19 protein-coding genes are annotated in these 26,337 nt (G+C 51.0%); 9 read left to right on the top strand and 10 right to left on the bottom strand.

All coding sequences use genetic code 11. From position 1 onward, the window contains the following. Window positions 1–136: 136 nt before the first annotated feature. The 5 genes from ACJJIO_RS13705 (at window position 137) to ACJJIO_RS13685 (ending at window position 11,894) form a co-directional block, all read left to right on the top strand. Window positions 137–664, top strand: coding sequence for an RNA polymerase sigma factor (locus ACJJIO_RS13705; RefSeq protein ID WP_252084678.1), 528 nt, complete (start codon window positions 137–139; stop codon window positions 662–664). A 290-nt stretch (window positions 665–954) separates the two neighbouring features. After that, on the top strand, window positions 955–1,998 hold the full coding sequence (locus ACJJIO_RS13700; RefSeq protein ID WP_444908773.1) for a FecR family protein: 1,044 nt from the start codon (window positions 955–957) through the stop codon (window positions 1,996–1,998). Window positions 1,999–2,110: 112 nt separating this feature from the next. Then, the gene (locus ACJJIO_RS13695) at window positions 2,111–5,020 is read left to right on the top strand and encodes a TonB-dependent receptor (protein WP_444908772.1); all 2,910 of its coding nucleotides are present in this window, start codon (window positions 2,111–2,113) and stop codon (window positions 5,018–5,020) included. Window positions 5,021–5,252: 232 nt separating this feature from the next. Next, window positions 5,253–7,970, top strand: a complete 2,718-nt coding sequence (locus ACJJIO_RS13690; protein ID WP_444908771.1) for a TonB-dependent receptor plug domain-containing protein — start codon at window positions 5,253–5,255, stop codon at window positions 7,968–7,970. A 1,185-nt stretch (window positions 7,971–9,155) separates the two neighbouring features. Then, window positions 9,156–11,894, top strand: coding sequence for a TonB-dependent receptor plug domain-containing protein (locus ACJJIO_RS13685; RefSeq protein ID WP_444908770.1), 2,739 nt, complete (start codon window positions 9,156–9,158; stop codon window positions 11,892–11,894). Between the two features lie 126 nt (window positions 11,895–12,020). Here ACJJIO_RS13685 and ACJJIO_RS13680 read toward each other — a convergent pair whose 3' ends face one another. Continuing rightward, entirely contained in the window at window positions 12,021–13,154 is a 1,134-nt protein-coding gene (locus ACJJIO_RS13680; RefSeq protein ID WP_444908769.1) for a tetratricopeptide repeat protein, read from the bottom strand. A gap of 240 nt (window positions 13,155–13,394) precedes the next feature. Here ACJJIO_RS13680 and ACJJIO_RS13675 point away from each other — a divergent pair, with 240 nt between their 5' ends. After that, the gene (locus ACJJIO_RS13675) at window positions 13,395–15,176 is read left to right on the top strand and encodes a peptide MFS transporter (protein ID WP_252084672.1); all 1,782 of its coding nucleotides are present in this window, start codon (window positions 13,395–13,397) and stop codon (window positions 15,174–15,176) included. 137 nt (window positions 15,177–15,313) lie between these two features. Here ACJJIO_RS13675 and ACJJIO_RS13670 read toward each other — a convergent pair whose 3' ends face one another. The 9 genes from ACJJIO_RS13670 to fabV all read right to left on the bottom strand — a co-directional run bounded on the left by ACJJIO_RS13670 (window position 15,314) and on the right by fabV (window position 23,967). Continuing rightward, complete coding sequence (locus ACJJIO_RS13670; RefSeq protein ID WP_444908768.1) at window positions 15,314–16,138, bottom strand: sulfite exporter TauE/SafE family protein; 825 nt, start codon at window positions 16,136–16,138, stop codon at window positions 15,314–15,316. Between the two features lie 133 nt (window positions 16,139–16,271). Then, window positions 16,272–17,096 (bottom strand): sulfite exporter TauE/SafE family protein, encoded by an 825-nt coding sequence (locus ACJJIO_RS13665; RefSeq protein WP_252084670.1) that lies wholly within the window; start codon window positions 17,094–17,096, stop codon window positions 16,272–16,274. A gap of 106 nt (window positions 17,097–17,202) precedes the next feature. After that, complete coding sequence (locus tag ACJJIO_RS13660; RefSeq protein WP_444908767.1) at window positions 17,203–17,976, bottom strand: MBL fold metallo-hydrolase; 774 nt, start codon at window positions 17,974–17,976, stop codon at window positions 17,203–17,205. A 2-nt stretch (window positions 17,977–17,978) separates the two neighbouring features. Further along, window positions 17,979–19,172: an NlpB/DapX family lipoprotein gene (locus ACJJIO_RS13655; RefSeq protein WP_252084668.1), complete on the bottom strand. Its 1,194-nt coding sequence runs from the start codon at window positions 19,170–19,172 to the stop codon at window positions 17,979–17,981. Between the two features lie 34 nt (window positions 19,173–19,206). Continuing rightward, window positions 19,207–20,082, bottom strand: coding sequence for a 4-hydroxy-tetrahydrodipicolinate synthase (gene dapA, locus ACJJIO_RS13650; RefSeq protein WP_444908766.1), 876 nt, complete (start codon window positions 20,080–20,082; stop codon window positions 19,207–19,209). A 92-nt stretch (window positions 20,083–20,174) separates the two neighbouring features. Beyond that, complete coding sequence (lpxL, locus tag ACJJIO_RS13645; protein WP_444908765.1) at window positions 20,175–21,140, bottom strand: LpxL/LpxP family Kdo(2)-lipid IV(A) lauroyl/palmitoleoyl acyltransferase; 966 nt, start codon at window positions 21,138–21,140, stop codon at window positions 20,175–20,177. Window positions 21,141–21,252: 112 nt separating this feature from the next. Next, window positions 21,253–21,486 (bottom strand): DUF2789 family protein, encoded by a 234-nt coding sequence (locus ACJJIO_RS13640; protein WP_252084665.1) that lies wholly within the window; start codon window positions 21,484–21,486, stop codon window positions 21,253–21,255. A gap of 73 nt (window positions 21,487–21,559) precedes the next feature. Beyond that, entirely contained in the window at window positions 21,560–22,603 is a 1,044-nt protein-coding gene (locus ACJJIO_RS13635; protein ID WP_444908764.1) for an NADP(H)-dependent aldo-keto reductase, read from the bottom strand. Window positions 22,604–22,788: 185 nt separating this feature from the next. Continuing rightward, window positions 22,789–23,967: an enoyl-ACP reductase FabV gene (fabV, locus tag ACJJIO_RS13630; RefSeq protein WP_444908763.1), complete on the bottom strand. Its 1,179-nt coding sequence runs from the start codon at window positions 23,965–23,967 to the stop codon at window positions 22,789–22,791. Window positions 23,968–24,447: 480 nt separating this feature from the next. Between fabV and ACJJIO_RS13625 the strand changes: the two genes are divergently transcribed. The 3 genes from ACJJIO_RS13625 to ACJJIO_RS13615 all read left to right on the top strand — a co-directional run bounded on the left by ACJJIO_RS13625 (window position 24,448) and on the right by ACJJIO_RS13615 (window position 26,333). Continuing rightward, complete coding sequence (locus tag ACJJIO_RS13625; RefSeq protein WP_252084662.1) at window positions 24,448–24,876, top strand: acyl-CoA thioesterase; 429 nt, start codon at window positions 24,448–24,450, stop codon at window positions 24,874–24,876. Between the two features lie 76 nt (window positions 24,877–24,952). Then, window positions 24,953–25,525, top strand: coding sequence for a tRNA-(ms[2]io[6]A)-hydroxylase (locus ACJJIO_RS13620; protein WP_444910997.1), 573 nt, complete (start codon window positions 24,953–24,955; stop codon window positions 25,523–25,525). 97 nt (window positions 25,526–25,622) lie between these two features. Continuing rightward, complete coding sequence (locus ACJJIO_RS13615; protein ID WP_444908762.1) at window positions 25,623–26,333, top strand: DUF2238 domain-containing protein; 711 nt, start codon at window positions 25,623–25,625, stop codon at window positions 26,331–26,333. The last annotated feature ends 4 nt before the right edge of the window (window positions 26,334–26,337 follow it).

Raw genomic sequence — 26,337 nt, 5'->3', positions numbered from 1 at the left:
CAGGCTATCATCCCAAGAGATCGTTTCGCGCCACTCGTAGCCCAAGCCAACCTTGTGATATAACTGCGCCAGCTCGCACTAAGAACAAACAATTCACAATGATAAAGCGAGCCTGGGACGGGGAAAGCAATACGCAATGAATAAAGCCAGGAAAACACTTCTGGAGAGGCTATTTGCCGAGCACGGCCAAGCCTTGGTACGCTTTGTCGCACGTATTGTCAAAAGCCCAGACGATGCCGAGGATATTGCTCAGCATGCCTACCTGCGCCTACAAAAACTCAGCGATGAAAAGGAGTTGGAAAACCCTCGCGCCTATCTCTACCAAATCGCAAACAATCTGGCTGTTGACCAACTACGTCGAGGCAAGCTGCATGTGGAGTACCTCAATCAGCAAGTCTCATTAGAGGGGGAGACTCACGGTAACGACCATACCGATCACCAGTCCCCAGAACGGGTTCTCGCTGCACGCCAACAATTACAGTCCATCTATGAGGCAATGGATAAACTGCCACTGAAGTGCCGACAAGCCTTTCTGCTGCATAGAACACGTGGACTCTCTTACAGTGAAATCGCCCATGAAATGAACATCTCTGTGAGTAGTGTGGAGAAATATATTCTACAGGCACTAAAAGCCTGCCGGCGCAAAGTGGATTCCTCCCCGTAAACCATTAGGGCTCATTTCATATCCCCATCAACTTTTGTTGAGGGGGGCACCTCCTTAGCCGTCTCAGTGTGCATGAGTGGAGCTTAAATCCTGGCAGAACCTGAAAAGTGAGGCACTTTCAGAATTATTCGCTGCTATACGAAGCAGTTGCGTTGCGATTATTCTGCAGAGAGATCTTTACCTTCATCGGCATCGCAAAAGTCAGGCAGTTTTGAGTAAGATGCACTGAATTTTGAGACCAAAGTCCCACTCTTATAAGCGCTATTTAACCCTTAACTACTAGAGCAAATATGAACAGCAACCCCCAAAGTCAAACAAGCGATGAGAGCCTGGACCAGGCCTGTGCTTGGGTTGCTCGCTTACGCTCAGAGGCCATGAGTAGCGCGGAAAAGCATGTATTCGAGGCTTGGCTGTCGGCTTCTGAAGCTCATCGCCAGGCTTTCGATGAGGTGGTCGAGCTCTGGGGCGACCTGGGTGCCCTCGCCCATATGCCAATCGACCAACTTTTCCCTGAGAGTGTACCCAGCCCCCACACCCAAAATGGAAAAGCTCAAGAAAAGAAAAGAGTGCAACCTATTCACTGGGGACTACCGCAATGGTTTATCGGTGGCGGACTCGCCACCTGTGGTGTATTCCTCGCCGTCTGGATTGGCCTGCAATGGCTGGGAAACGGCAAGACTGATCAACAAATTTATATCACCCAGCTAGGTGAGATTCGCACCATCAGCCTGCCTGATGGGTCCGAAGTAAAGCTGAACTCCAATAGTGAATTTCGCGTCAGCTTTAGCCGCAAGGAAAGACAAACGCAACTCCTTCGTGGAGAGGCCTTTTTTGACGTGGCTCGCCAAACTGCCCGCCCTTTCACAGTTACCGCAGGCAGTGCAAGTATCCGCGTACTGGGAACCGAATTTAATGTAGAGCTGAACCCAGAGAATACCCGAGTATCAGTAACCGAAGGTAAAGTCTCCGTCAGTGAAACAGAGAAAACACCAGGCCTAACCCCCGACTCCGTTACGCTAATCAAGAACCAAAAGGTCAGCGTATCTGACCAGGGACTCGCCCAAGTCCAGCGCACCTCACCGGAAGAGGCGACAGATTGGACTCGCGGTATCTTGGTATTTGAGAGAACTCCCCTCAAGGAGGCCTTGCAAGAGCTAAACCGCTACTTAGCCACCCCTGTTGTCGCTGCACCACAAATCGAGGGGCGCCTAGTATCTGGTACTTTTGCCATATCCGACCCAGATAACACACTCGAAGCCATTACCACTGCCCTGGACCTTCAGCAGGACCGCAGCAACAACAACCTGACTATCTTGTCTCCCAAGCACAACTAGGTTATAACCGTCTCAAATGGCGGTCGTTTATTAGGCAAATAACCAACTCCCCGCCCACAAACACAATAGATACACCCGCTCAGTTAAATTCAAATTGCTGGGCGCAATAAAAATGGGCAATTTCTTGACGGTAAAGCACTGGGCTACAGCTTTTTTAGCACTCATGCTGTCGGCAAATAGTGCAGCCGATGTACTGTGCCCAAAGCCCAGAATCGAGCTTCCAGCGAGCTCTCTGCCAGAGGCCCTCATTTCTCTGGGAAGGCAGTGCCAAGTCTCTATTCTGGTACCAACCTCCTCAGCTTCGTTATATCAACTACCTAAGCAGACACTGAGCACAGGGCAAAACCAGTTTGAAGCAACAATTGAACAACTACTAGAGGGCCTTCCATTTTCCTATCATCGAATAGGCCCGACCTCCTTCGCGGTGACTCCAAATAAGGAGTCAACCCCTCGATCTGAACAGCAATCCAGCAAAGCACCTGAAGAAATCACAGTTACCGGCCAAAGCCTTACCGGCAGCCATTTGCGCCATTATCAGCTAGACGGCTATGCTCCTATCGACAGACTAACCCGGGAGCAACTTGAACTTACCGGAGCGCAAACTGTTGCCGATGTACTCAAGTTTCTCCCAGCCATTTCGGGAAATTCCACCAGCACCTCAGTCAGCCAACAGGATGACGGCACAGCCACCGTCTCTCTCCGTTACCTTCCTGCCAGCAACACACTAGTCTTGATCAACGGCCGCCGCATAATTGGAGATGGTTACAACGGAGAGGCTACTGACCTCAACACAATTCCTTTATCTTTAGTTGAGCGTGTCGAAATCCTAAAAGACGGGGCTTCTGCAGTTTATGGATCGGATGCCATTGCTGGAGTGATCAACATTATCCTCCGCAAGGACTTCGAGGGCCTATCTATAGATAGCTACTATGGGCAATCAGGAGCTGGCGATCGCGAAACCGAATCCCACCATTTAACCTGGGGGAGACACGGCGAGCGGGGTCATATCATGCTCAACCTGGCACAATACACCCAAGGCTCAATAATGAGCCGCGACCGCAACTTATCTGAGTCTGCAGACAGCCGAAATTTTGGTGGCACAGATAAGCGCTCATCAGCCACCCCGGAAGGATTTATCGCGCTTGATAACGGTGCCACTCTGACCAGTCAAACCTCCAATAATTATCGGGACTGGTCCCTAGAAGATCGCTACAACTATAACGACTACACCTCTGCCATCACTCCACTCAAAAGTAACTCTGCTTACCTATCTGCTAATTTTGACCTTTCAGACAACCTCCTTGTATTTGCCGAGGCAATGGGTCTACACACCTCTGCAGAGTCGACCAAAGCGCCCTCCCCAGTCTTCACACGCTTCGATAACGGTGATTTGACAATAGCAGCAGATAACATTTACAACCCCTTCAATCAAACAATTACAGATGTTAGGAAGCGCATTACGGAGCTAGGTCCACGCATTCAAAAAAACCGCACAGCCACCTGGAGACTCAACACAGGAATCAAAGGGGTCTACAACCAGTGGCACTGGGAATTGAATACCTCCCTGCAAAGGGCAAAAAAATCTGAAAAACTCAGTAACCTTATTAACCCCCTAGCGCTCTCTCAAGGCTTGAAGGGACCTACCAGCTGTAATTCGAGTAACGACTGCACCCCCATCAATCTCCTCGGCCCCAGCGGCAGCATCCCTCAGGAGCAGCTGGATTTTATTCGAGGAACAAGCACCACTAACAGCCGCACGAAAATGGAATCTCTCACCTTTATCTCAGACGGATCCCTAGGGGAAACCAGAGCCGGAGAAATTTTAGCGGCAGCAGGGTTTGAGATTAGGCATGAAGCCCTGACCAGCGACTCGAATGACCTAAACGGCCTTTCCTATATTGGTGGGCACTCCCCAGGAGCAACTCAAGGCTCACGCACCATTAAAGAAACCTTCGCCGAGGTCTCAATCCCAATTAAAGAAGAAAAACTCTGGCTCGATGGGGCAGTCCGATTATCCAGCTATAGCGACTTTGGCAATACATACAATCCAAAGCTCGCCATACGCTGGCAAGCTTTGGAAGACTTAAATCTACGGGTCAGCTATGCCAGCGGCTTCAGGGCCCCCACCCTGACTGATATGTATCAGCAAGGCTATCAAAGTCAGGAGTTTATCTTCGACCCCTGCACCAGCAAGAGCGCAAGCACTTTAACTGGCTGCACAGGGCAATCAGACAGCGCACGAATTCAGTATCTTACCGAGTTTGGAGGCAGCCCCAACCTCACGCCTGAAACTTCAAAAACCCTAACAGCCAGCCTTGCCTGGACACCGGAGCAAATAGAAGGATTAAGTACTGCAGTCGAAATTTTTAACATCCAACAGGAAGATGTCATTGGCAGTAACCCTCAGTTCCTAGTTGAGCAAAATGCCTATGCTGGGCTATTCAGCGATAGAGTACTGAGAGACGAGCAAGGCGAAATCACCAAAATTCTCGCAACAAGAATCAATAAAGGCCGCAGAACCATCCGTGGTTACGATGTTGCACTCCGCTATGATCTCCCCCAGGATGAGCTTGGGCAGTTCAAACTGGCTATGAACATAAGCCATATGCTGAACTATCTCAATCAAGGAGCCGCAGGACTGCCCGAAGAGGAACTGGCAGGCACTTTTGTAGACATCACAACTGGCGGGGCGGGCTCACTGCCAAAATTTAAAGCCAACGCAGGAATTTATTGGAGCACTCACCGATGGAAAGCCGGCTACACTGTACATTTCGTCGGCAACACTAAGGAAACCTACGCTCACAACGATAAAATCGCCACCCATGATATAGGCAGTTGGTTTAGTCATGATGTACAACTCTCTTTTGATATAAAAGATAAATTTCGACTAACAGCCGGGATTCACAACCTGCTTAATGCCTCACCTCCTCTTGCCATTACAGCAATCGACAATAATTTTGACCACCACACCTACGATATGACCGGGCGGTACTGGTATAGTACATTCTCGATAAAACTTTAATTCCAGTCACTATCTATTCCTTTATGGGTTTGCTCAAACCACCCCTCTCAAACCTGTCAATTCGATCTTTAGGAAGTATTAGAAAAAAAATGAGATTTTTCTTTGAGGGATCTTTTACGCCAATCGTTAGAAGATATGTTGGGAGGGAAGCGGCCACTTGGGGGTAGCTGCTTTCATAACTCGTCGATTTTGACAAAAGATTATAAATCCAACGATCAAGAGAGGATTGACAATGAAAAAGAATCTCCTGTCCGCAGCTGTAAAGGGGGCCCTGGGGCTAACTGCAGCGGCGATCATGATTCCTGCTATGCCCGTATTTGCCCAAGAAGACGCAGCCCTAGTAGAAGAGGTTGTCGTAACAGGGTCTCGCATTAAGCGTACAAATTTTGACCAGTCCGCCCAGAATGTCTCAATCGATAGAGAAGACATTGATGCCATCGGCGCCCTGACAGTAGCTGATGTTCTACGCACTTCACCACTCAACTCTATGGGCTCTTTTAGTGAGCGCTCTGGTAGCTCCGCACAGTCTAACGCCACTATTGACCTTCGCGGCCTAGGCTCGTCTCGTACTTTAGTTATGTTGAACGGCAGACGCATGGTTGGCTCCCCCAACCTAGGCGCATCAGCTATCAACATCAACATGATCCCCATGGCCGCAATTGAGCGTGTTGACATCATGGCCGATGGCGGCTCTGCTGTTTACGGATCTGATGCCGTTGCCGGCGTAGTAAACATGGTTATGCGTGAGAACTTTGAAGGCCTAGAATTCAAAGTAACTAGCGCCGACCGCTCCCGCGATGATGGACGCGAAGAAGGCTTTGCTTTAATCACTGGTATGAGTGGTGAACGAGGCAATATTACCGTTGCAGCTGAATGGAATCGTCGCGATCCGATTTTTGATAAGGATCGTGATTACACTGCTCCCTGGGCCAAAGATTTAAATGGCGATGGAGAGATTGAAGCCTACGATGAGACTGACGGCGCCTCAATTTATGGTAAATCCATTTGGTTATTCGATCCAACGACTGGCTTTAACCAAATTCTTGCAGCGAATGGCTGCGCAGCGGGTAACGGCTTCCTTGGCGAAGTTAGTGCTGACTCAGACTGGGGCGCCCCTTCAAATCTGAACAAGCACAGTTACTGCATGTATAACTATGGCGACGTCTCAGCCAACAAGGCAGAGCTCGACAAAGTTAACACTTACGTTAATGCAAGCTATCAACTGACTGACAGCATGGAATTTTTCTCTACCTTGCTGTTTTCTCGCGTAGAGTCCTTTGGCCGCTTTGCACCTCCCGCCGCCACATGGGGTAACTGGCAAGACCCCAGTGATAACATGCCCGCTGACTATGCCGATGTACCCTTTGATATCGATGCATTATTGGCATCTGGTGAAATCAGCGAAAACTACAATCTTACCGGCTATTATCGTTGGACTAATATCGGAACGCGTGACAATCTCGTCACCGACACTCAGTATGATATAGTTGCTGGCTTCCGTGGCGACATCAATGACAATGTCAGTTACGAGACCTACTTACAGAAAAGCTACTATGACGTAAAAGAGTACGGTTACTACTACCTCTCTTACCCTGGTCTAGACTACGTTCTGGCTAGAGGCATCGATCCCTTCTCTGAAGAAGGTGCTGCAGCGATGCGTCATACTGCAACCCAAGACAATTACACTGATATGACTAAGGCCTATGGTCATGTCCAGTTCGACGCCTTCGAATTACCCTCTGGTACAGTAACCATGCTCGCTGGTGCGGAAGCCTTCTCCGTGGACTATGGAAACAAGTACGACTCCCACTCAGAGGCAGGACTAGTTGGCGGTAGCGCCGGTAACTCTTCTTCCGGCGATCGTGATGTTACAGCTGTTTTTGCTGAAGCTATTATTCCTGTAGTTGAAGGTGTAGAAGTAAATGCAGCAATACGCTATGACGATTATAGTGACTTTGGCTCTGCAGTTTCTCCATCCTTGAGCGCCACTTGGAATGTAATGGACGCCCTCACTTTGCGCGCCCGAGTAAGTGAAGGCTTCCGAGCCCCTGGCCTTGACCAACTGTATGGACCAGAGACCTTCTCTGCTGAGAGAGCTGTCGATTATGTTGCCTGCGAGCAATCTGCCATCGCCGCTGGCGAAGCGTATGATCCATCTGATTGCGGCTCTCCAAAGCAAAAAGATACTTACTACGCATCTAATGAAGACCTTGAAGCCGAAGAGTCCAGCACCTTTAGCATCGGTGCAAACTACGAGATCAACGACAATTGGAATGTTGACCTAGGCTACTGGAGTGTAGAGGTTGATAATGTAATTACCCAACCATCCACACAAAGCGTGCTATATGCTGAAGCTGCCGGCATTGAAATGACTGAGGCTGATGGCGTTTATGTAAACCGAGCCGGTGGCTTTGCCGAAGTTTATTCTACTTACAAAAACAGTGGCACATTAAGCGTCACTGGCCTGGACCTAAAAGTTAGCGGATTAATAGAGACTGATTTTGGTCAATTTACCGCTGATACACTGGTATCCCACACCCTCACTTATGAACAAATGCCTTTCTACAATGGCAAGCAACAGGAGACTGTCGGCTTCAACCTTCAGCCTGATCTACGTGCCCAGCTTGCACTAGGTTGGAACTACGACAACCATGCAGTGAACCTAATAGTTGACTATGTTGGTGAACATTCCGAAGGTGATTTCATCGAACCTGTTGGAACTGACGGTTTCCGACTAGCCACTCAAAGTGAGCAGCTAGACAGCTGGACCACTTTGAACCTTTCATACAGCTACGACTTCCAGTCATTTGGAAAAATAAAGATTGGTGCTCGTAACTTGACTGATGAGGATCCTGTTCTTGATAGAGGTGGCAAGTACCCTGGTGAACACGCTGACCTGTATGACGCTACCGGCCGTGTTGTTTATGGTGAGTACACCGTAGCTTTCTAAGAGAAATCAATTAGAAGGTTATGATGATATTGAGGGCCAGTTAAAACTGGCCCTTTTTTATTAACATGACAAAATAATAAGATCTTAAACTATCAAGGTGAGCAGCCCACGTTTTACCCTACAAAACCCCAAAGGACCCGAAAAACTAAAAAATTTCAGCAAGATGGAATCAATACAAACTGCAACATCACTAACGACCCTTCAAAAATCAAGACACCTTAATATGAGCCTCTTTTCTATAACTTGCTAGGTTACAATAAGATCTCCCTTTTTGAAGCAAAACGGTCAATTGATCTATCACTAAATACGCAGAGTAGGCAACTGCCTTTCATACACTTCTAGTCTCATATGGCCAAATATTGTTTTGGGCCTAACTCTTAAGCGGATCATTGCTCTGTTACTTTGTGTGGATACTTACAAACATCCTTAACACCCTCTCAACACCAACACAAAGTATCTACACCACCCACTCCCCCAAAAGCGGTAAACCTATCTTTCCTCCTCAACTAAACAGAAGGCAAGTGATGCAGTATTTTAGTACTTACGAAGTAGAAGTTTTAAGGGGTGCTTTTGAAAAGCAATGGGCATGACCTATTTGAATCTTCATTGTTCCAAAAGTTTAATGTATGGATAGTTACTTATGAGTCACAAATAAAATAAGGCCTATTACCACATAAAGTCCTGTGTAATAACCCAATTCTTCCGGACAATCTAATACCAGCAGTGACAAAGTTATGTAGATGCATCGCCCATCTGATTCGCAAAGGACAAATCTATTTCTCTCAACCATCATCTACGTTGCGGCTCATTACACAAATGGACCCTACTCAGCTTCACACCGTTAACACGCTACCCCATTCAATAACATTCCATATAAGAAAATGGAGGCCCACTAATACCACCTCAAACTCCTAAGTCAGATCGAAAAATATTTTTTTTAATAAACAATGCTTTCATATGACAAGTTTGCGGACCCAAGCCAAATAGAACAAAAAACACCCAGAAAAGACTGTAAAATACGAAAACATCTAGTGTAAACCTAACACTGAGAAACCTTGATCAGGGACTCTAAAAGCCTGTCGGTAGTTCCATATTGGACGATAATGAATTAAAGTCACCTTTGACAGGTTTTCTTATATAAACTTTATAGCCATAAAAGCACCTTAAGTATAAAAAGGTTCCACTATGATCAAGACCAAACTGAGCGTTGCCATTGCAGCACTGGGCACAATCGCCAGCTCTGGCGTTTTCGCCCAGGAATCTATTCCCGGACCAGAGGTTGAGGAAGTAGTTGTTACTGGTTCCCGCATTGCTCGTGACCCACTATCCACTACCGGTCCCATTACTCTAGTTGACTCTGAAGCTATCCAGCGCTCCGGTGTTGGCACCATCGATGAGTTACTCAACCAACTTCCATCCATGGGAACAACCGGTATCAATGCCAATGACAACAACGGTGGTGCTGGTCTGTCATTTGTGGACCTGCGTAACCTGGGTTCTGCCCGTACCCTAGTGCTGGTTAATGGTCGCCGCTTCGTATCTTCTAGCTCTGGTGTCGCTTCTGCCGTAGATATGAACAATATCCCGGTTGATATGATCGATCGTATCGAAGTTCTAACCGATGGTGCTTCCGCCGTTTACGGCTCTGACGCTGTAGCCGGTGTTATCAACGTAGTTTTGAAAGACTCTTTCGATGGTGTTCGTGTTAACGCCCGTGCAGGCGCTACCGAAGCTGGTGGCGGAGAGAATGGCGAGCTGTCTATCACTTTCGGTAAAGAATTTGATCGCGGTCAATTTATCGGTAACGTTACCCATAGCAAACGCGATGAAATTACTTATAAAGACCGAGACTGGGCGGGATTAACAAGCGCCGTAGCTGCCTCAGGTTCCTTATTCACCAGTTATGGTGATGGGGCTTACACCATCAAAGACGGCGGTACTGAGCTTGGAGATTACACTCCTTACGATATTGGCCAGTATATGTGGCTATCTGGTGCTATGGAGCGCACAAGCTTCACAGGAAGCGGTACCTTCTCGTTGACCGACTCCATCGAGCTTTACGGTGAAGGCTCCTATACCGTTAAGACCACTAACCAGCAAATGGCCGCTCAGCCATTATATACTGGTAATGGTTTAGCCTTAACCACAGACCATCTTCCTGCCGAAATTCAGTCACAGCTGGCTGAAGCTTGGGAGGAAGCAGAGAGTCAATATCAAATTGACAAAGCAGAATACGAGGCTGCTAAAGCAAAATGGGAAGAGCTGGGTAAACCTGATGGACTCGAGCCTGAAAAACCGGAAGCTACCCATGGTGAAAATTGGGCTGACGGTGTCGCCAATATTCTTGTTCGCCCCGTAGACACAGGAACCCGTGACTCAGAACAGAAAACGGAAACCTACCGTTTTCTTGCTGGAGCACGCGGTGATCTGAATAATGGCTGGGGCTGGGATACCTTCTTAAGCTATGGCAAAAATGAAGGTGAAAACACCTTAGTCAATGCCATCAGCAAAACAAAGCTGCAGGAGATTCTCGACGGCACCAGTGGCATTGATGAAGAGAATATTCAGTTCTTCGGTGGTCTCAGTGATGAAGTAGCCAACTATATCGGCTACACCGACCGTGAAGATAATGAGTATGAAATGATCAACTTCGGTGCCAGTCTGACAGGAGACATCGAAGCGATTCAATTCCAGGGTGGCGCCCTAGGTTTTGCTACTGGCGTTGAGTATCGCAAAGAATCTGGCGAGTTCAATCCAAGCGTAGAAACCCAAAGTGGTGACACTTTTGCCAATAAGCAGGAAGCAACTTCCGGTGACTTTGCCGTTACCGAAGTGTTTGCAGAGTTTAACCTGCCAATTTTGTCCGGGGCCAGGTTCGCAGATGAACTCTCTGTTGATGCTGCTATACGCTACTCCGACTACGATACTTTTGGCGGCCAAGCAACATACAAAGTTGGAGCCGTTTACGCACCGACGGAAAACTTGCGCTTCCGCTCCAGTCTATCTACCGCCTTCCGTGCACCTGGAATCTATGAGCTCTATAGTGGCACCGCCCAGAGTTACCCATCACTGATAGACCCTTGTGCCACTAACAAAGAAGTTAACCCTAAAGGTCGAGGTGGTAACTGTGATTCACAGAATGTTTCCGAAACCTTAGTACAGATCAACAACCAAATTCCTGTAAACATCGGCGGCAATGCGGATCTGCAACCTGAAGAGTCAACTAGTTTCACAGCCGGAGTTGTGTGGACCCCAGCATTTACTGAAGATTTATCCATTACCTTGGACTACTTCAAGATAAAAGTTGAGGACGCAATCCAGTCTCCTGACCTCCAGCAAATACTGGACGATTGTTACCGCAACGAAGGCAAAGAGGCTGCCTGTAACTTTATTACACGCCTAAATAATAACGATATCATCGACATAAATGGCGCTAAGATGAATGTTGGTGAGATCAATACCAGTGGTATCGATATCGATGTTGTACAAAACTTCCACTATGACTCTGGTAAGTTAGCCCTGCGTGCTCAGGCTACTCACTTGCTTGAATACGAAGAGCACAACTCCCAAACAGGTAGTACCACTGACTACCTCGACTACATCGGCAATACAGGCGATGCATATACCAAGTGGCGTGGCTTGGCGAGTGCAACCTGGTACGCCGATAACTGGGACTTTGGCGCAGACGTCCAGTACATTGGTGATGGCCATAGTGAAACGTTGGATATGCCTTCTCACACTTACCTGAACCTAAAGGCAGGTTGGGATGTCAGTGAGGCTATGCGCTTAACCGCTGGTATCGACAACGTAACCGATCGTGATCCATCCTATACTGCAATCAATGGTGCTAACAGTTTCGATACTAATGGCACTTACGACTACCAAGGCCGCTACGCCTGGGCTGGTGTTACTTACCAGTTCTAATTAGCGAACCTCGCAAGTCAATAAATAAGAAAGGGGCCAATCTGGTCCCTTTCTTTGTTTAGCGATTATGCATTTAATTTTAGTACGCCCTTGTACTTAACACTTAATTACAAGTAACAAAAATTCTTACTCGCTCTGCATTATTAGGTGCAATTTTCGCTGATAGGCATTGACTGTTGAGGGACTATTCACCAGCGAGAAAGCCTCTTCAAAGCTCTCCCTTGATGCCGCCATTTCCCCAAGCTGATATCTGGCCAACCCGAGTAAGAAGTGGAAGCGATGATCACCCTCATAACGCGATACAGCCTTGCGCAAACGATGTTCGGCACGCTTAAAGTCGCCCTGCTCATAGGCATCCCGTGCCTGGTAGAAGAGATAATAGGGATTGCGTTCCCGGTGGTAGCGGGCACGCTTGGCATATTCATCGGCAAGTGGTTGCTGGCCGTTGTATCGGTAGAGGCGCTCCAGATTGCTGATTGCAACGAGGTTGCTGCTTTCTAAATGCAGGGCTTGCTGGTAACTATGCTGCGCCTCGGTTAGAAAGCCGAAGTGGCTGTACATGGCTCCCAAGTTGGCCCATAAATCACTCCTCTGTGAACGCAGCTCCAGAGCCTTGCGCAGATATAAAAAGGCTTGCTCTCTCTCCCCCTCACGCATCAACTCAACCCCGCGATTACTGTAGTAGAGAGCAAAGGCCGTCGTGTCATCCAGGATATGCTGATCGTAAGCGGGGTCATAAGCGGCAAGGTTGAAATCGACTACACGGCGGCCGCGCGAGCCTTCCGATACCATATTCACATGACGGTAAACGATGAAGGTCTCAGCCTCATCATGGCTCCAGACGGGAGGCACTTCTACCTGATTGAAGGAAGCCTCAGCTCCTAATTCCCTGGCCATCGCCACCATCATCAGTGTGAAAGCTAAACAGTTACCCCGTGCCTGCCGATAGGTTTCCATGGCTGTTAAGGTAGCGCTTTCATCATACTCCACAGTGAAGTCGCGCTGCTCAAAGGCCCGTATCAGGGCTGCCAAACGACTTTGCGGACTGGCATTTGGAGCTAATTCTTTCAAATAAGCGCGTATCTCTGGGTCTAACCCCAGAAGATCTTCTTGCGGCAACTCCCCCAGGGAGACCGCTCTGCCCAGCAAAGCCTCACCGCTTAAGACATTATCCAAGTCAATAGACTGAATATGACCAGTCGGTAGCCTCGCACATGCATTCAAGAACAGGAGTAGACTTAGCAGCAATAGGGTTTTCATTGTTATTTTCCCCTTAAAATTCCATGTTACGCAGGATTTACCACTTATCACACTGCAATGGAAGCACCCGATTACCATTTCTCTAAATTGTTCCACAACGGTTCGCCTGTAATTTAGTCAGCTGGTAAACTCTGTCCGCTGTACTGGAAGCTCTGGAAGCAACCCAATCAATCCCGCCCCTTATCCGGGAGAGTGGCTAGCGGAGGTTCCCCAATAACTATTACAGACAGAGGAACTTCTATGTCTTCTAATGTCGCGGACGTCACAACGGCGGCCTCTCCGAGCTCGGGCGAATTGCTCGGCCACCCGAAAGGGCTCTATATCTGTTTTGCTACAGAGCTGTGGGAGCGATTCTCCTTCTATGGGATGAAGTACTTGCTCCTACTCTACCTCACCAAGTATCACCTTTTTACCGATAGCGCCGGTTACGACGTACTCGGCGCCTATGCCGGCTTGGTATACGCCCTGCCCCTGATCGGTGGCCTACTGGCCGACCGCTACCTGGGTATGCGCAAGGCCGTACTATTTGGCGGTGTACTGCTGTGTCTAGGCCACTTGTTAATGGCTGTGGAAGGCCATCAGGCTATCTCCTATGCGGCAGGTACAGTTCTTTCAGAAGCCATTACTTTGAATGATGGCAGCGTGATTGCGGCAGGGACCACCCTGACTGAAAACGTAATTATTCAGGATGTGGTGGCCCTCAAAGTCTTCTTTATGGCCCTGGCGCTGATCACCGTGGGAGTCGGCTTCTTAAAGCCCAATATTTCCACCATTGTCGGCCAACTCTATCCGAAAAATGATTCCCGCCGCGATGCCGGCTTTACCATCTTCTATATGGGCATCAACGTAGGCTCCTTTATTGCCACTCTGCTGTGCGGTTGGCTGGGAGAAACTTACGGTTGGGGCTATGGATTTGGTCTTGCCGGTATCGGTATGGTCTTCGGCCTGATCACCTTTGTTTGGGGCCAGAAGTACCTTGACGGCCTGGCAGAACCGAGCCGTCCGGAAGTACTGAAAGAAAAAGCGCTTGGTCCGATCAATAAAGAGTGGGCTGTTTACCTCGGCGCCATCCTGTCTCTTGGTTTGGTTTGGTACCTGGTACAGAGTGAGCCCATGGTGCACCTGGCTCAGAACAGCCTCTTGATCGTCGCAATCGTCGGCCTGATCCTGTTCTCCATGCTGTACAAAGACAATAAGAGTAAAGATGTTGTCGCCATTGGTATGGCAGCTCTGTCTGCCGGCCTTGGCCTGATTTGGGCCTTCAATGGCGACGACCTGTGGTTGGGCGGCATGTTGCTGGCTCTGGTAGCCTTTATTGGTTACGGCTTTGTCCGCCACTATAGTGAGGAGTTCTCACGCACCGTTGTACTGATGGTCCTTATTACTTCTACTATCGTCTTCTGGGCATTATTCGAACAGTCCGCAGGTTCTATGACCCTGTATGCAGACCGTGTACTGGACCGCTCCATCGGCGACGGTGAAGTACGCGCCTCCATGTTTGGCTCACTCAACGCAGGCTTTATCATGCTGCTGGCCATTCCCTTCGCCACCCTGTGGGTTTGGCTGGGCAAGCGCGGATGGGAACCAAGTACACCGGTGAAATTCGGTTTGGGCATTATCCAAGCTGGCTTGGGCTTCGGCGCCTTGGTGCTAGGTGCTGCATACCCCACAGAGGCCGGTAAAGTGGCAATGATCTGGCTGGTGCTCGCCTACCTGTTGCACACCTCTGGTGAGCTGTGCCTCTCCCCTGTTGGTCTGTCCGCCGTGACCAAGCTGTCCATTGGCAAAGTGGTCAGTGTGAGTATGGGCACTTGGTTCCTGGCAACAGCCCTGTCAGAAACCGTTGCAACCCGTATCGGTAAGATGGCAGCTGTTCCCCAGGATGGAGCAACTGATCTCGCCTCCACTCTGGCGACTTATACCAACCTGTATGAGTATCTGATGTGGTGGGGCCTGGGTGTCGGTGCATTGATGATTGTTATCTCACCGCTGCTGAAAAAAGGCATGTGTGGTATCCGCTAGGAAGAACCACCATAGCACCAAAAGGCCGCTGTTTTACAGCGGCCTTTTTATTTTTGGCCTCCCACCTCTCTGGGATAAATAAAGCTCGGCGAACCTAATTGGCGCCGAGCCAGGCAACCAATACGCAGTCAGTAGCTTTAGCTCAGCCCAATTAATAAATTGAAGTTCTGCCAAATAAATCGAATGCCGATAATGCAGAGCAATAAGGCAAAGCAAAGTTTCAATCGCTTGGCAGATATCTTATGCGCCAGGTTAGCCCCAAGCTTGGCAAAGAGCACGCTGGTAAGAACAATCCCTAAAAAAGCCGGCCAATAGATGTAACCACTGCTCCAGTCCGGCAATAACTTATTACCCCACCCCTGAACAACAAAGCTCAGCGAACCAGAGATGGCAATAGGCAAACCAAAAGCCGCTGAGGTACCCACTGCCCGCTGCATTTTGACAGCAAAGTGCGACAGATAGGGAACAATCAGCGCCCCCCCGCCAATACCAAAAATGGCCGCGAGCCAACCAATTACCCCCCCCGAACAAATCAGCGGGAGTGAGCCAGGTAAGCGGTCATCACTCTCCTTCTGGGAGGCTGCGCGCAAGCCACTCACGCCCATACGCACAGCCATAATTATGGCGAAGACACCAATCAGGAGTTGTAGCCAGGCTCCAGGCAATAGGTCCGCAGTCACGCCGCCCAACCAAGATCCCACAAGTATCCCAGGAGTCATAATCCAAAATAGATGCCAGTCGACGGCGCCCTTAGCATTGTGAGCCCACACCGAACTTATTGAAGTAATAACAATGGTTGCTAGAGAAGTACCCACAGCCATATGGGTCAGCACTTCGGGAGAAATACCCGTCGCGGAAAAGATCAGCACCAGAGCAGGAACAATGATCAGCCCCCCACCAATCCCCAAGAGGCCTGCCGCGGTACCTGCAACAGCACCGAGTAATAAATAAACAAGCAACATTTCCATGTTGCTTCAGTTTAGTCACCCCTGTGGGACTAGGATGGGTTGTGGGCAACAGAGAAGGTACAAAGCACTCACCCCCTAACTGCGCTTTGCCAAAAGCTCAGATCAATATGACCTGAGCAACCTTACCTCACAGAGCCAGTAAGCCGCTATTCAGCCAAATGAAACGTCCACCGATAACGCAGAGCAACACTGCAAATCCATGTTTCAACCACTTTGCCGGTAGACGGTGGGCCAGATTAGCGCCGAAGCGCGCGAAGATCGTACTGGTCGCAACAATCCCCAAAAAGGCAGGCCAGTAGATAAATCCACTGCTCCAGCCTGGCAGTAGAGTGTTGCCCCAACCCTGCACCGCAAAGCTGAGAGCTCCCGCAATGGCGATGGGCAAACCGCAAGCTGCGGATGTAGCAACGGCTCTCTGCATCCGCACCTTGCAACGGGACAGAAATGGCACGGTGAGCGAACCACCACCAATACCAAAGATTGCCGAAACCCAACCAATCACTGCACCTGCGCCAGCTAATATGGGGGCTGCTGGTAAAATACCGGCACCCTCTTCCGCCCCACTGTGCCGCAAGCCACTCAGCCACATGCGAATGGCAATAACGATGGCAAAGACACCGATTAACAGCTGTAACCAGGCCCCAGACAACCAATCTGCTGTCATTCCGCCAAGCCAGGAGCCAATAAGAATCCCCGGAGTCATCATTCCAAACAAGCGCCAGTCCACTGCACCTTTTTTATTATGTGCGCGCACTGAGCTGATAGAAGTAATGATGATGGTTGCGAGAGATGTCCCCACCGCCATATGAGTAAGGATATCCGGGGAGATACCCATGGCAGTAAAAACCAGCACTAGGGCCGGCACGATAATTAAACCACCACCCACCCCAAAGAGGCCGGCAATAGTCCCTGCCGCAGCCCCCACTAACAAGTAAATAAGTAAGGTTTCCATCCAGTCTCTATCCTTTAAACAACCGCTAGCACTGACCGCAGCGCCCTTGGGCCTGTGAGTTATCACTATTTTTTGAGAGGAAATTTAGGTGGCACCCGAGTGCCGATTACTCTCGGGCTTCAACGGTGAGCCAGTCAAACCCTTCCTGCTGACAGGCAAAAATGCAGTTCTCGACACTCTCCACCATTTCTGCCAGAGCCGAACGAGCAAGTTCGAGAGTATTGTTTTTTTCGCTGATATGGGCGACCACCAGATGCTGCAGCTGCTCATAACCCACACGCTGTAAAAATCCCGCAGCCTGCTGGTTACTCAGGTGCCCATAGGCACCACCTACACGCCGTTTCAGAGAGGGGGGATAGGGCCCCTGGGCCAGCATCTGTGGATCGTGGTTGGCTTCCAGAACCAGTGCATCGCAACCTGCAAAATGGGATTCCACATGGGGCGTTACTGTGCCCAGGTCGGTCAATAAGCCCAAACTACTGCCTCGGCTGCGGAATACATACTGTGCAGCTTCTCTGGCATCGTGCGGCACGGCGACAGGTGTCACCTGAATATCCCCAATCAGGAAAGGCTGATGCCCTTCGATCAAGTGCACCTGTGGTAACTTGCCGATATCACGGGCGCGAAGAGTCCCAGGAGTCAGGTAAATCGGCAGGCCATACTTGCGCGCAAGCGGAGCGACACCGTAGAGATGGTCGCTGTGCTCGTGGGTTACCAGTATCGCAGCGAGGTCAGCCGGAGACATACCGAGCCGAGACATACGTCGCTCGGTTTCCTTGATGGTAAAGCCGCAGTCCACTAACAGACATTGGTCGCCACTGGCGACCAATGTACCGTTTCCTTTACTGCCGCTTCCCAGTGAGGCGAAGCGCAGACCCATTATTAAATCAGGTTCTGCTGAATAGAGAGCAGTAGCTGGGAGGCCTTGTTGCGCGAGAGAGGCTGACCGCGGGTATCGCGGATACGCACTTCGATCTCATCGTCACCACCCCGAATCACAATTAAGTAGCCGGGGAAGCCGCCCTCAGGAATTGAGCCGACACCCAAGCCTTTGATTTCCTTGAACAGCGCAGGCTCACTACCCTCAGAGGTATCGATACCGGCAAGGATCTGCTGCAGGGTTATCTGGTCAGCATTTTCGGCCAGCTCATCGTCCTGCTTGGACTTCTTACCCCAGGAGAACCAACCACCATCATCCTCTTCACTCTCCGCCAACTCGCGCTCTTCATCGTAGGTAACGTAGAAAAGACCGATATCGGAATCCTCGCGATGCAAGCGATAGGCGCCGGCATTCACAGCGTGGGCAACGGTAGCCCAAGCACGTTCCATCTCGAGCCCCATGGAAATATAGGGTTCGTGACCTACGGGTTCACGCAGTTGTACCTTTACAGAGCTACCACCTATGGCCTGGGCCACCAGAGAGGCCGAAGCTCCGGAGGCATCTGTGGCCAGGGCAGTGGACATCTCATCGATCATCCAGCCCTCGCGCTCCGGGCTGCTTGAGAGTTGCGGCCAGTTGACCGTTCCCCCCACAGGAGCATCCACCGCAACAGATAAGTGGCGCACGTGGACCTCAGTGGTGTCCGGCTGAACACCAGTCTCTATCTGCAGGCGATATTTATCCTTAGTATCGGGGCTCTCGTTAAATGTCATCCAGGCGGTTTCCATAATACCGGCACTGGCGTCAGACATCTCCACGGTCAGCCCGGAAGTGCGCAGGAAATAGTGCAGCTGGGGCCAAACCTCTTCGGGGGGTTGGGAAATCAATACCCAGCGGCTGTTGCCCAGCTTCTGAATTTTTACCCGCTCCAGCCCCGCATTGACCGATAGTGCCTGTGGACGCGGCACTTCAAAGTCCCCATCCTCTAAGCCATTTCCGGCGATCTGTGGAATCTCGTAGAGTTCTTCCTGGTGTTTGGCGTTGATACCCTCTGGAATCTGCAGCGGCGCCAGGCTGTCCGCCTGCTGGTAATCGTTACTGCGATCGCGAAAATAGCCATCGTTGCCGAACACACCACAACCCGCCAGGCTGAGACTAGAAATACAAAGCGCGACTCCAACGGTCAATTTGTTCATTAAAGCTTTCCTGGTTAATTCACGATTCGCAGGTTTATAGTACGCCGGCACTGCGAAGAGCCTCGCGCACTGTAGCATGATGCTCGGGCGAGAGACTGGTCAGCGGCAGGCGGATGCCACCATCAATACGGCCCATCTCCCGCAAAGCCCACTTCACCGGTATCGGGTTGGACTCCAAAAACAAAACTTTGTGCAATATTTGAATACGCTGGTCTATTGCCCGGGCAATCACGGCGTCTCCAGCCAGTGCGGCCTCACACATCTGAGCCACTGCCGCTGGGGCCACATTGGCAGTGACACTGATATTACCCTGGCCGCCCATCAACATCAGTTCCATGGCAGTACTATCATCTCCGGAGTAGAGTGCAAAGCCCTCTGGCAAGGTATCCAATAAAACTTTAGCGCGCTCCAGGTCACCGGTGGCCTCTTTAATCCCAACGATATTACCAATTGATGCCAGGCGCTGAACTGTCTCTGGCAACATATCGACGGCAGTGCGACCAGGCACGTTGTATAGAATCTGAGGAATCGGCACAGCCTTGGCGATAGCGCGGTGATGTTGATATAAACCTTCTTGGCTCGGCTTGTTGTAATAGGGCGTCACCAACAGACAGGCATCGGCACCACAGCGGGCGGCACCTTCAGTTAGATCGATCGCCTCGGCGGTAGAGTTGGCGCCAGTACCGGCAATTACCGGAATACGCCCCGCGACCTGATCCACAACCCGACGGATAATCTCAACATGCTCATTAACGTCGAGGGTCGCGGACTCTCCTGTGGTACCCACGGCCACCAGTGCACGTGTACCCTGTTCAATATGCCAGTCAACTAGGTTACGCAAACTGTCCCAGTCCAAGCTTCCGTCTGCAAACATTGGGGTGACCAGGGCCACCATACTGCCGGTAAACATCCTCTCTCCTTATTTATTGCGCTCGGCCTGGAATAGCACCGCCAAAGTCGAACTGGTATGTTACTTAGGGCGCAGAATCTATGCCAGTGCCACTAGCTCGCTACCTTCCTGCGCTTCTTTTTCTTCTTGCGCACACCTTCATAGACATTGGTTGCGCCCTCTGGACGGGTCTTAAAGCGGCGGTGAACCCACATATACTGCTCGGGCGCCTCGCGGATACGCGCTTCGATGAAGCGGTTGACCAGAATCGCGTCCTGTAGTTCATCACCGGAAGGAATTTCATCGATGGGATCGTACACTTTGAGGCGATAACCGGAATTGTCATCCAGGCGGGTAAGCACGTAAGGCACAACCCTAGCCCGCCCCACACGGGCAAATCGCGAAGTCCCTGTGACGGTCGCTGCAGGCACACCAAACAAAGGCGCAAAAACACCCTGCTTAATCCCATAATCCTGATCCGGAGCATACCAGACCGCCCGACCATGTTGCAGGGCGCGCAATACTCCACGCACATCCTTACGCTGATAAACGCTGCCACCGCCAGTATGTCGCTCGCGTCCTTTGCGTTGCATATAGTCGTAAACCGGATTTTTATGGGGCCGGTACATGCCATCCAGGGTAATACTCATACCCATCAGGGCCGCCCCCATCTCCAGAGTGGTGAAGTGCATGGCCATCAACAACACACCCTGCCCCTGAGACTGAATTTCCTGTAACTGCTCAAGGCCCTCGAAAGTACATCGCTTTCGCAACCAGCGCGCTGAGCGAAACCAGGCCATACCGGTTTCCATTAACGCGATGCCACTGGATTCAAAATTGCGGATAAGTAAGTTTGCCCGCTCGGTATCACCGAGCTCGGGAAAACACAGGGCCAGGTTGCGCTCGGCTATGGTACGGCGGCTCTTGGCCATTCTGAGCATTGCTCGGCCAAAACTGCGTCCCATTGCCAGCTGCCAGCGATAGGGCAGTTGAGCCACCAGGAACCAGAGACCGAACAACAACCAGGTCGGCCAGTATCGGGGGTGCAGCAGGGCCGCTCGAAAACGAGGTTTTTCCATCGGGTATCGCTACGCGGCCGGGGAGTTCCCCCGGCTTAATCGGTTGAATTCGGCGTAGTATAACCTATGGGATACGGCGCAGGGGTGGACAACTGGCCAGTGACACGGCGGATTAATGACGCAGCAGTGAGTCCAGCTCATCGACTGCGACGCACCAGTCAGAATCTTCTTCTATGGCACTCTCGAGAAATTGTCGCTGCCCCTCGGTCCAGAAAGATGCTGCGGACAATTTCTCATGCCGATGCAGGTAATGAGTGATCAGAAACTCGTGTATTTCCGCATCCTCTGAAGCCAGCCCGAGCTGGGCGAACAAATCATTAAGAGTGTGATGCCCGGTGGTCTCCATAAAAGCTCCCTAAAGTTTTCCCTTACCGGTTACGCAATTTTCTCTCCCAATTATAGATATCTCCACCCGCGCACTAAGGTGCCGGGTTAGGGTTTTCGCTGTGGATTGCCTCAATTGCGGCCAGCACTTCCTCATCGAGCTTCAAATCAAGGCTGGCAATATTTTGGCGCAACTGCTCCATGGTTGTGGCGCCGATAATATTAGAGGTCACAAACGGTTGCTGATTGACGAAGGCCAGGGCCATCTGCGCAGGGTTTAGATTAAATTGACGCGCCAATTTCACATAGGCCTCGGTAGCTGCACCAGTGCGCCCCCCCGTATAGCGCTGGAAGCGATCATATAGTGTCAAGCGTGCGCCGACGGGCTTTTCCCCTCCCAGATACTTCCCGGAGAGGACCCCAAAGGCCAGTGGCGAGTAAGCCAATAATCCACATCGCTCGCGCAGGGACATCTCGGCACAACCAATCTCAAAAGTGCGATTCAATAGGTTGTAGGGATTTTGGATCGAGACGATGCGCGGCTTGCCCAAAATCACCGACTCCCTAAGATACTCATGCATACCCCAAGGGGTCTCATTGGAAATGCCAATGTGGCGCACCTTACCCGCCTTGACCAGCTCCTCCAAGGCATCGAGAGTCTCGGCAATAGCGATGCCATCATCCCCTCCGTGCTGATAGCCGAGACGGCCGAAAAAATTGGTCAGGCGCTCGGGCCAGTGCACCTGGTATAGGTCGATATAATCGGTAGCCAGCCGTTTGAGGGAGTGGTCACAGGCCTCCAATATCTGCGCACGGTTCAGCCGCGGGCCCGAGCGCAGATGCCCAACGCCGGAGTTTGCCTCCCCACGCCCAGCTACCTTGGTGGCGATAATCACCTTGTCGCGCCCACCGCGGGCCGAGAGCCACCTGCCGATAAACTCTTCCGTCCGCCCCTGGGTCTCTGGCCGAGGTGGCACCGGGTACATTTCGGCGCAATCAATAAAATTCACCCCTTGCTCGAGGGCATAATTCAGCTGTTCGGAGGCATCATCGGCGCTATTTTGCTCACCAAAAGTCATGGTGCCCAGGCAGATCTGGCTCACTTTGAGATTGCTGGTACCGAGCTGGCGGTATTCCATGAAGTCCTCCCCGCAAAAACAAAATGGGAATTATGCCCCCTTGCTGCAGGTAGAAAACAGGGAAGTGAAGAAGTAATTAGGGAATAAGAGAAAATGCCATGCAGACCTTAACGCTGAGGCAAAATAAAGGGGAGTAGCGACACTACTCCCCGTCAATAGGGGCTCCAACTTGAGCCCCGCAAAAATCAACGAAACTCCGCCTCTACCAATGGGCTGGTATCCGCCTCATAGTCAACACTCTCAGAGCCAAAACCAAACAGCTTGAGAAAATCCGCCTGATAACCGTTGTAATCAGTCAACTCAAACAAGTTTTCCGCCGTTACCTGAGGCCACAGGTTTTCAATCTTAGCTTGGGTCTCCGGGCGCAGCTCTTTATCATCCATACGCAGGCGGTTCTCTTCATCGAGGCGCGGCGTATCGGTATAGAGCCCTTCGGTGTAAAGACGATACAACTGCTCAATACAGCCCTCGTGAGTGCCCTCTTCTTTCATCACCTTGTAGACTAGGGAGATATAGAGCGGCATTACCGGGATCGCGGAGCTGGACTGGGTAACCAGAGCCTTGAGCACCGCAACATTAGCGTTTGCCTTACCGCTCTCGGTAATCGCCTTGGCGGCGCGATCCAGGTCTTCCTTGGCCTTGCCGATGGTGGCGTGGCCATAAATCGGCCAGGTGAGCTTTTCACCGATATAGGTGTAAGCCACCGTCTTGCAGTTATCGGCCAGAACCCCAGCTTCGCCCAGGGCCTGCATCCATAGTTCCCAGTCCTCACCGCCCATCACCTTCACGGTGTTGGCAATCTCTTCTTCGCTGGCGGGGTCGACAGTGATATCGGAAATTTCCAGTTTGTCGGTATTCAGGTTTTTGGCGGTATAGGATTCACCGATGGGCTTTAATACGGAGCTGTAGAGTTCACCGGTCTTGGGATCTGTACGGCGAGGTGAGGCGAGACTGTAGACCACGAGGTCTACTTGCCCCAAGTCCTCTTTAATCATTTCAACAGCCTGGGCTTTTACCGTGTCGGAAAAGGCATCGCCATTGATACTCTTAGCATAAAGGCCGGCCTTATGCGCCTCGGCCTCAAAAGCTGCGGAGTTATAGTAACCAGCAGAGGCTGTGCGCTTCTCCGTGGGCGGTTTCTCGAAAAACACCCCCAAGGTATCGGCGCCACTGCCAAAGGCGGCAGTAATCCGCGAGGCCAATCCGTAACCGGTGGAAGCACCCACGACCAAGACACGCTTTGGACCATTTTCGATCACTGGCTGCGACTTGATGTAGTCAATCTGCTCACGCACGTTGGCAGCACAGCCCTGCGGGTGGGCATTGGTACAAATGAATCCGCGAACTTTCGGCTGGATAATCATCCTAACAGTCTCTCCCTATGCACTTGGGGAATCGTGGTTATGTGATCACAGATACGCGGAACACGCATCGGGGAAAACGGTGCTGCAAACCCTGCGCATCGACGCCTGAGTCACACTGATAGGTCATTCTAATGGTTGTGGCCTAGGAGTCCCATAGCCCCTTTTCCCTTCAAACAGCCTCACTGTCCAGAACCTCCCCAATAGCGGCCAAAGTGGCCAAACACCCCTAAAGTGACTTTTTGCACTATTTTTGCCCATCAGGATTAATTTCATGCCGGATATACGGCTTAAATCTCTTGTTATGGCACGCATTCCACCTGAAAAGCTCAGCTAGACTTTCTCAGGCTTGGCACGCTGTGTGCAGAACACTCCATATGCGAAAGCTATCGGTTTGAATACTGGAAGCATCCAATCCGAATAGTCACTGCGCAATTACTTACCCGTCGAGCGTTAAACCCAAAGTAAGTTAGGAAGGTCAGCGTGAAATATTACTCCCGTCACTGCGTCAAACCCTGCGATCTGAATCCCGCACAGCGCCTGTTTGGCGGTCAGCTGCTCGCCTGGATTGATGAAGAAGCCGCCATTTTTGCTGGCTGTCAAATGGGCACGCCCATGCTGGTCACCAAGCTGATGTCAGAAATTGACTTTGTTAGTTCAGCCTGCTGCGGCGATGTCGTGGAATTCGGCTTTGAAGTGGTTGGTATTGGTCAGACCTCCCTGACCGTTCACTGCGAAGTGCGCAACAAGCAGACCCAACAACTGATTGTGCAGGTGGAACAGATTGTTTTCGTGGCACTGGATGCCAACGGCAAACCCACTCCTCACGCCAAGGCCGGGATGACCCTTGAGCAGGCACGTATCGCTACGCGGCGTGAGCGGGAGCTTCGCGAGCGTCGATTGGCCGGTTAAAGCGCTCTTTAATCCCCAGAAAGCTATTCCTGTGGATGGCGGTATAATGACCATTTTGTCACTGCCGTTATCCACCATGTTGCAACTACGCTTTAAAACTCCGAGGGCCTGGGCAGAGGTAGTGCTCAAAGATTTCAATCGTTTTCTACAGGATCACGCCGCAGCCGAAAAGAAGGCCTCTGGCATGGCCGTCTCCATGTTCTCCCACTACCCGGACAAACCTCTGTTGGTGGAAGCCATGGTGAACCTGGCATTAGAGGAAATGAACCATTTTCGTCAGGTCATCAAAATTATGCACGAGCGAGGTATCTACCAAGCAGCGGACGAGAAAGATCCCTATATCCACGCCCTGCGCCAGTTAATCCGCCGCGGCCCTGATGAATACTTGATGGATCGCTTGCTCACCGCAGCCATTATTGAGGCGCGCGGTTGCGAGCGCTTTGGCCTGGTGGCCGAAGTACTACCAGAGGGGCCGCTGAAAACTTTTTATCGGGTAATCACTGAGAGCGAAGCCCGCCACCATGAACTGTTTTTAGAGTTGGCACTGGAATACTTTCCTAGCCATACAGTCGAGAACCGCCTTTGCCATCTACTGGATGAGGAAGCGCGAATCACTGAGGCACTGCCCTACCGTGCGGCTCTGCACTAGTCAGGGATGGAGGGAGTAATCCGATACAACCCACGGAGATAAGCAATCGTGTATGCTGGCGCGGATATACCTTGTCTGTAATGGGGTTTCTGCAGTTATGTCCACCCTTCGCCAACACTGGTACCGCTTGGTACTACTAAGCGTTTTCGCCTTTACTTGGGGTTGGTCCGCCTGGCAGCCCCTACATCCGGATGACTGGTTGCTGGAAAACTATCTGGTCTTTGCAGCCCTTCCCGTTATTTTGCTCAGCGCCCGGGTATTTCCTCTATCCAGGGTTTCCTACACGCTAATCACCCTGTTTATGTGCCTGCATGTCATCGGCTCCCACTACACCTACGCGGAGGTACCATTCGGTTTCTCCATGGGAGAGTGGCTCGGCAGCGAGCGCAATATGTACGACCGGTTGGTGCATTTTAGTTTTGGCTTATTACTGGCCTACCCGGTACGAGAGATATTGATCCGCCTCGCCGGCTTGCGCGGTTTTTGGGCTTACTTCTTCCCGGTAGATGTCACCTTCGCCCTGTCCTCCATTTATGAAATTATCGAGTGGCAAGCGGCGCGCACAGTTTCCCCGGAATTGGGCATCGCCTTTCTCGGTTCACAGGGGGATATTTGGGATGCGCAGAAGGATATGTTGCTGGCGGGCCTAGGCGCCATAGTCGCTATGTTGATTGTACTGGCCCTAAACCTGTGGCTGAACTCCAATACTTGGAAAGAAATACGCAGTAGTATGCGGGTTCCTGAAGGGGACAGGGCCAGAGGAGAAGCCAAACTCCTGCAATGGTGGCGCAACCGGCACAGCCATTAATCCT

It is taken from the genome of Microbulbifer mixtoriginis (SeqCode) (genome assembly GCF_052467235.1).
This window is presented reverse-complemented; position numbering and strand designations above follow the sequence as displayed.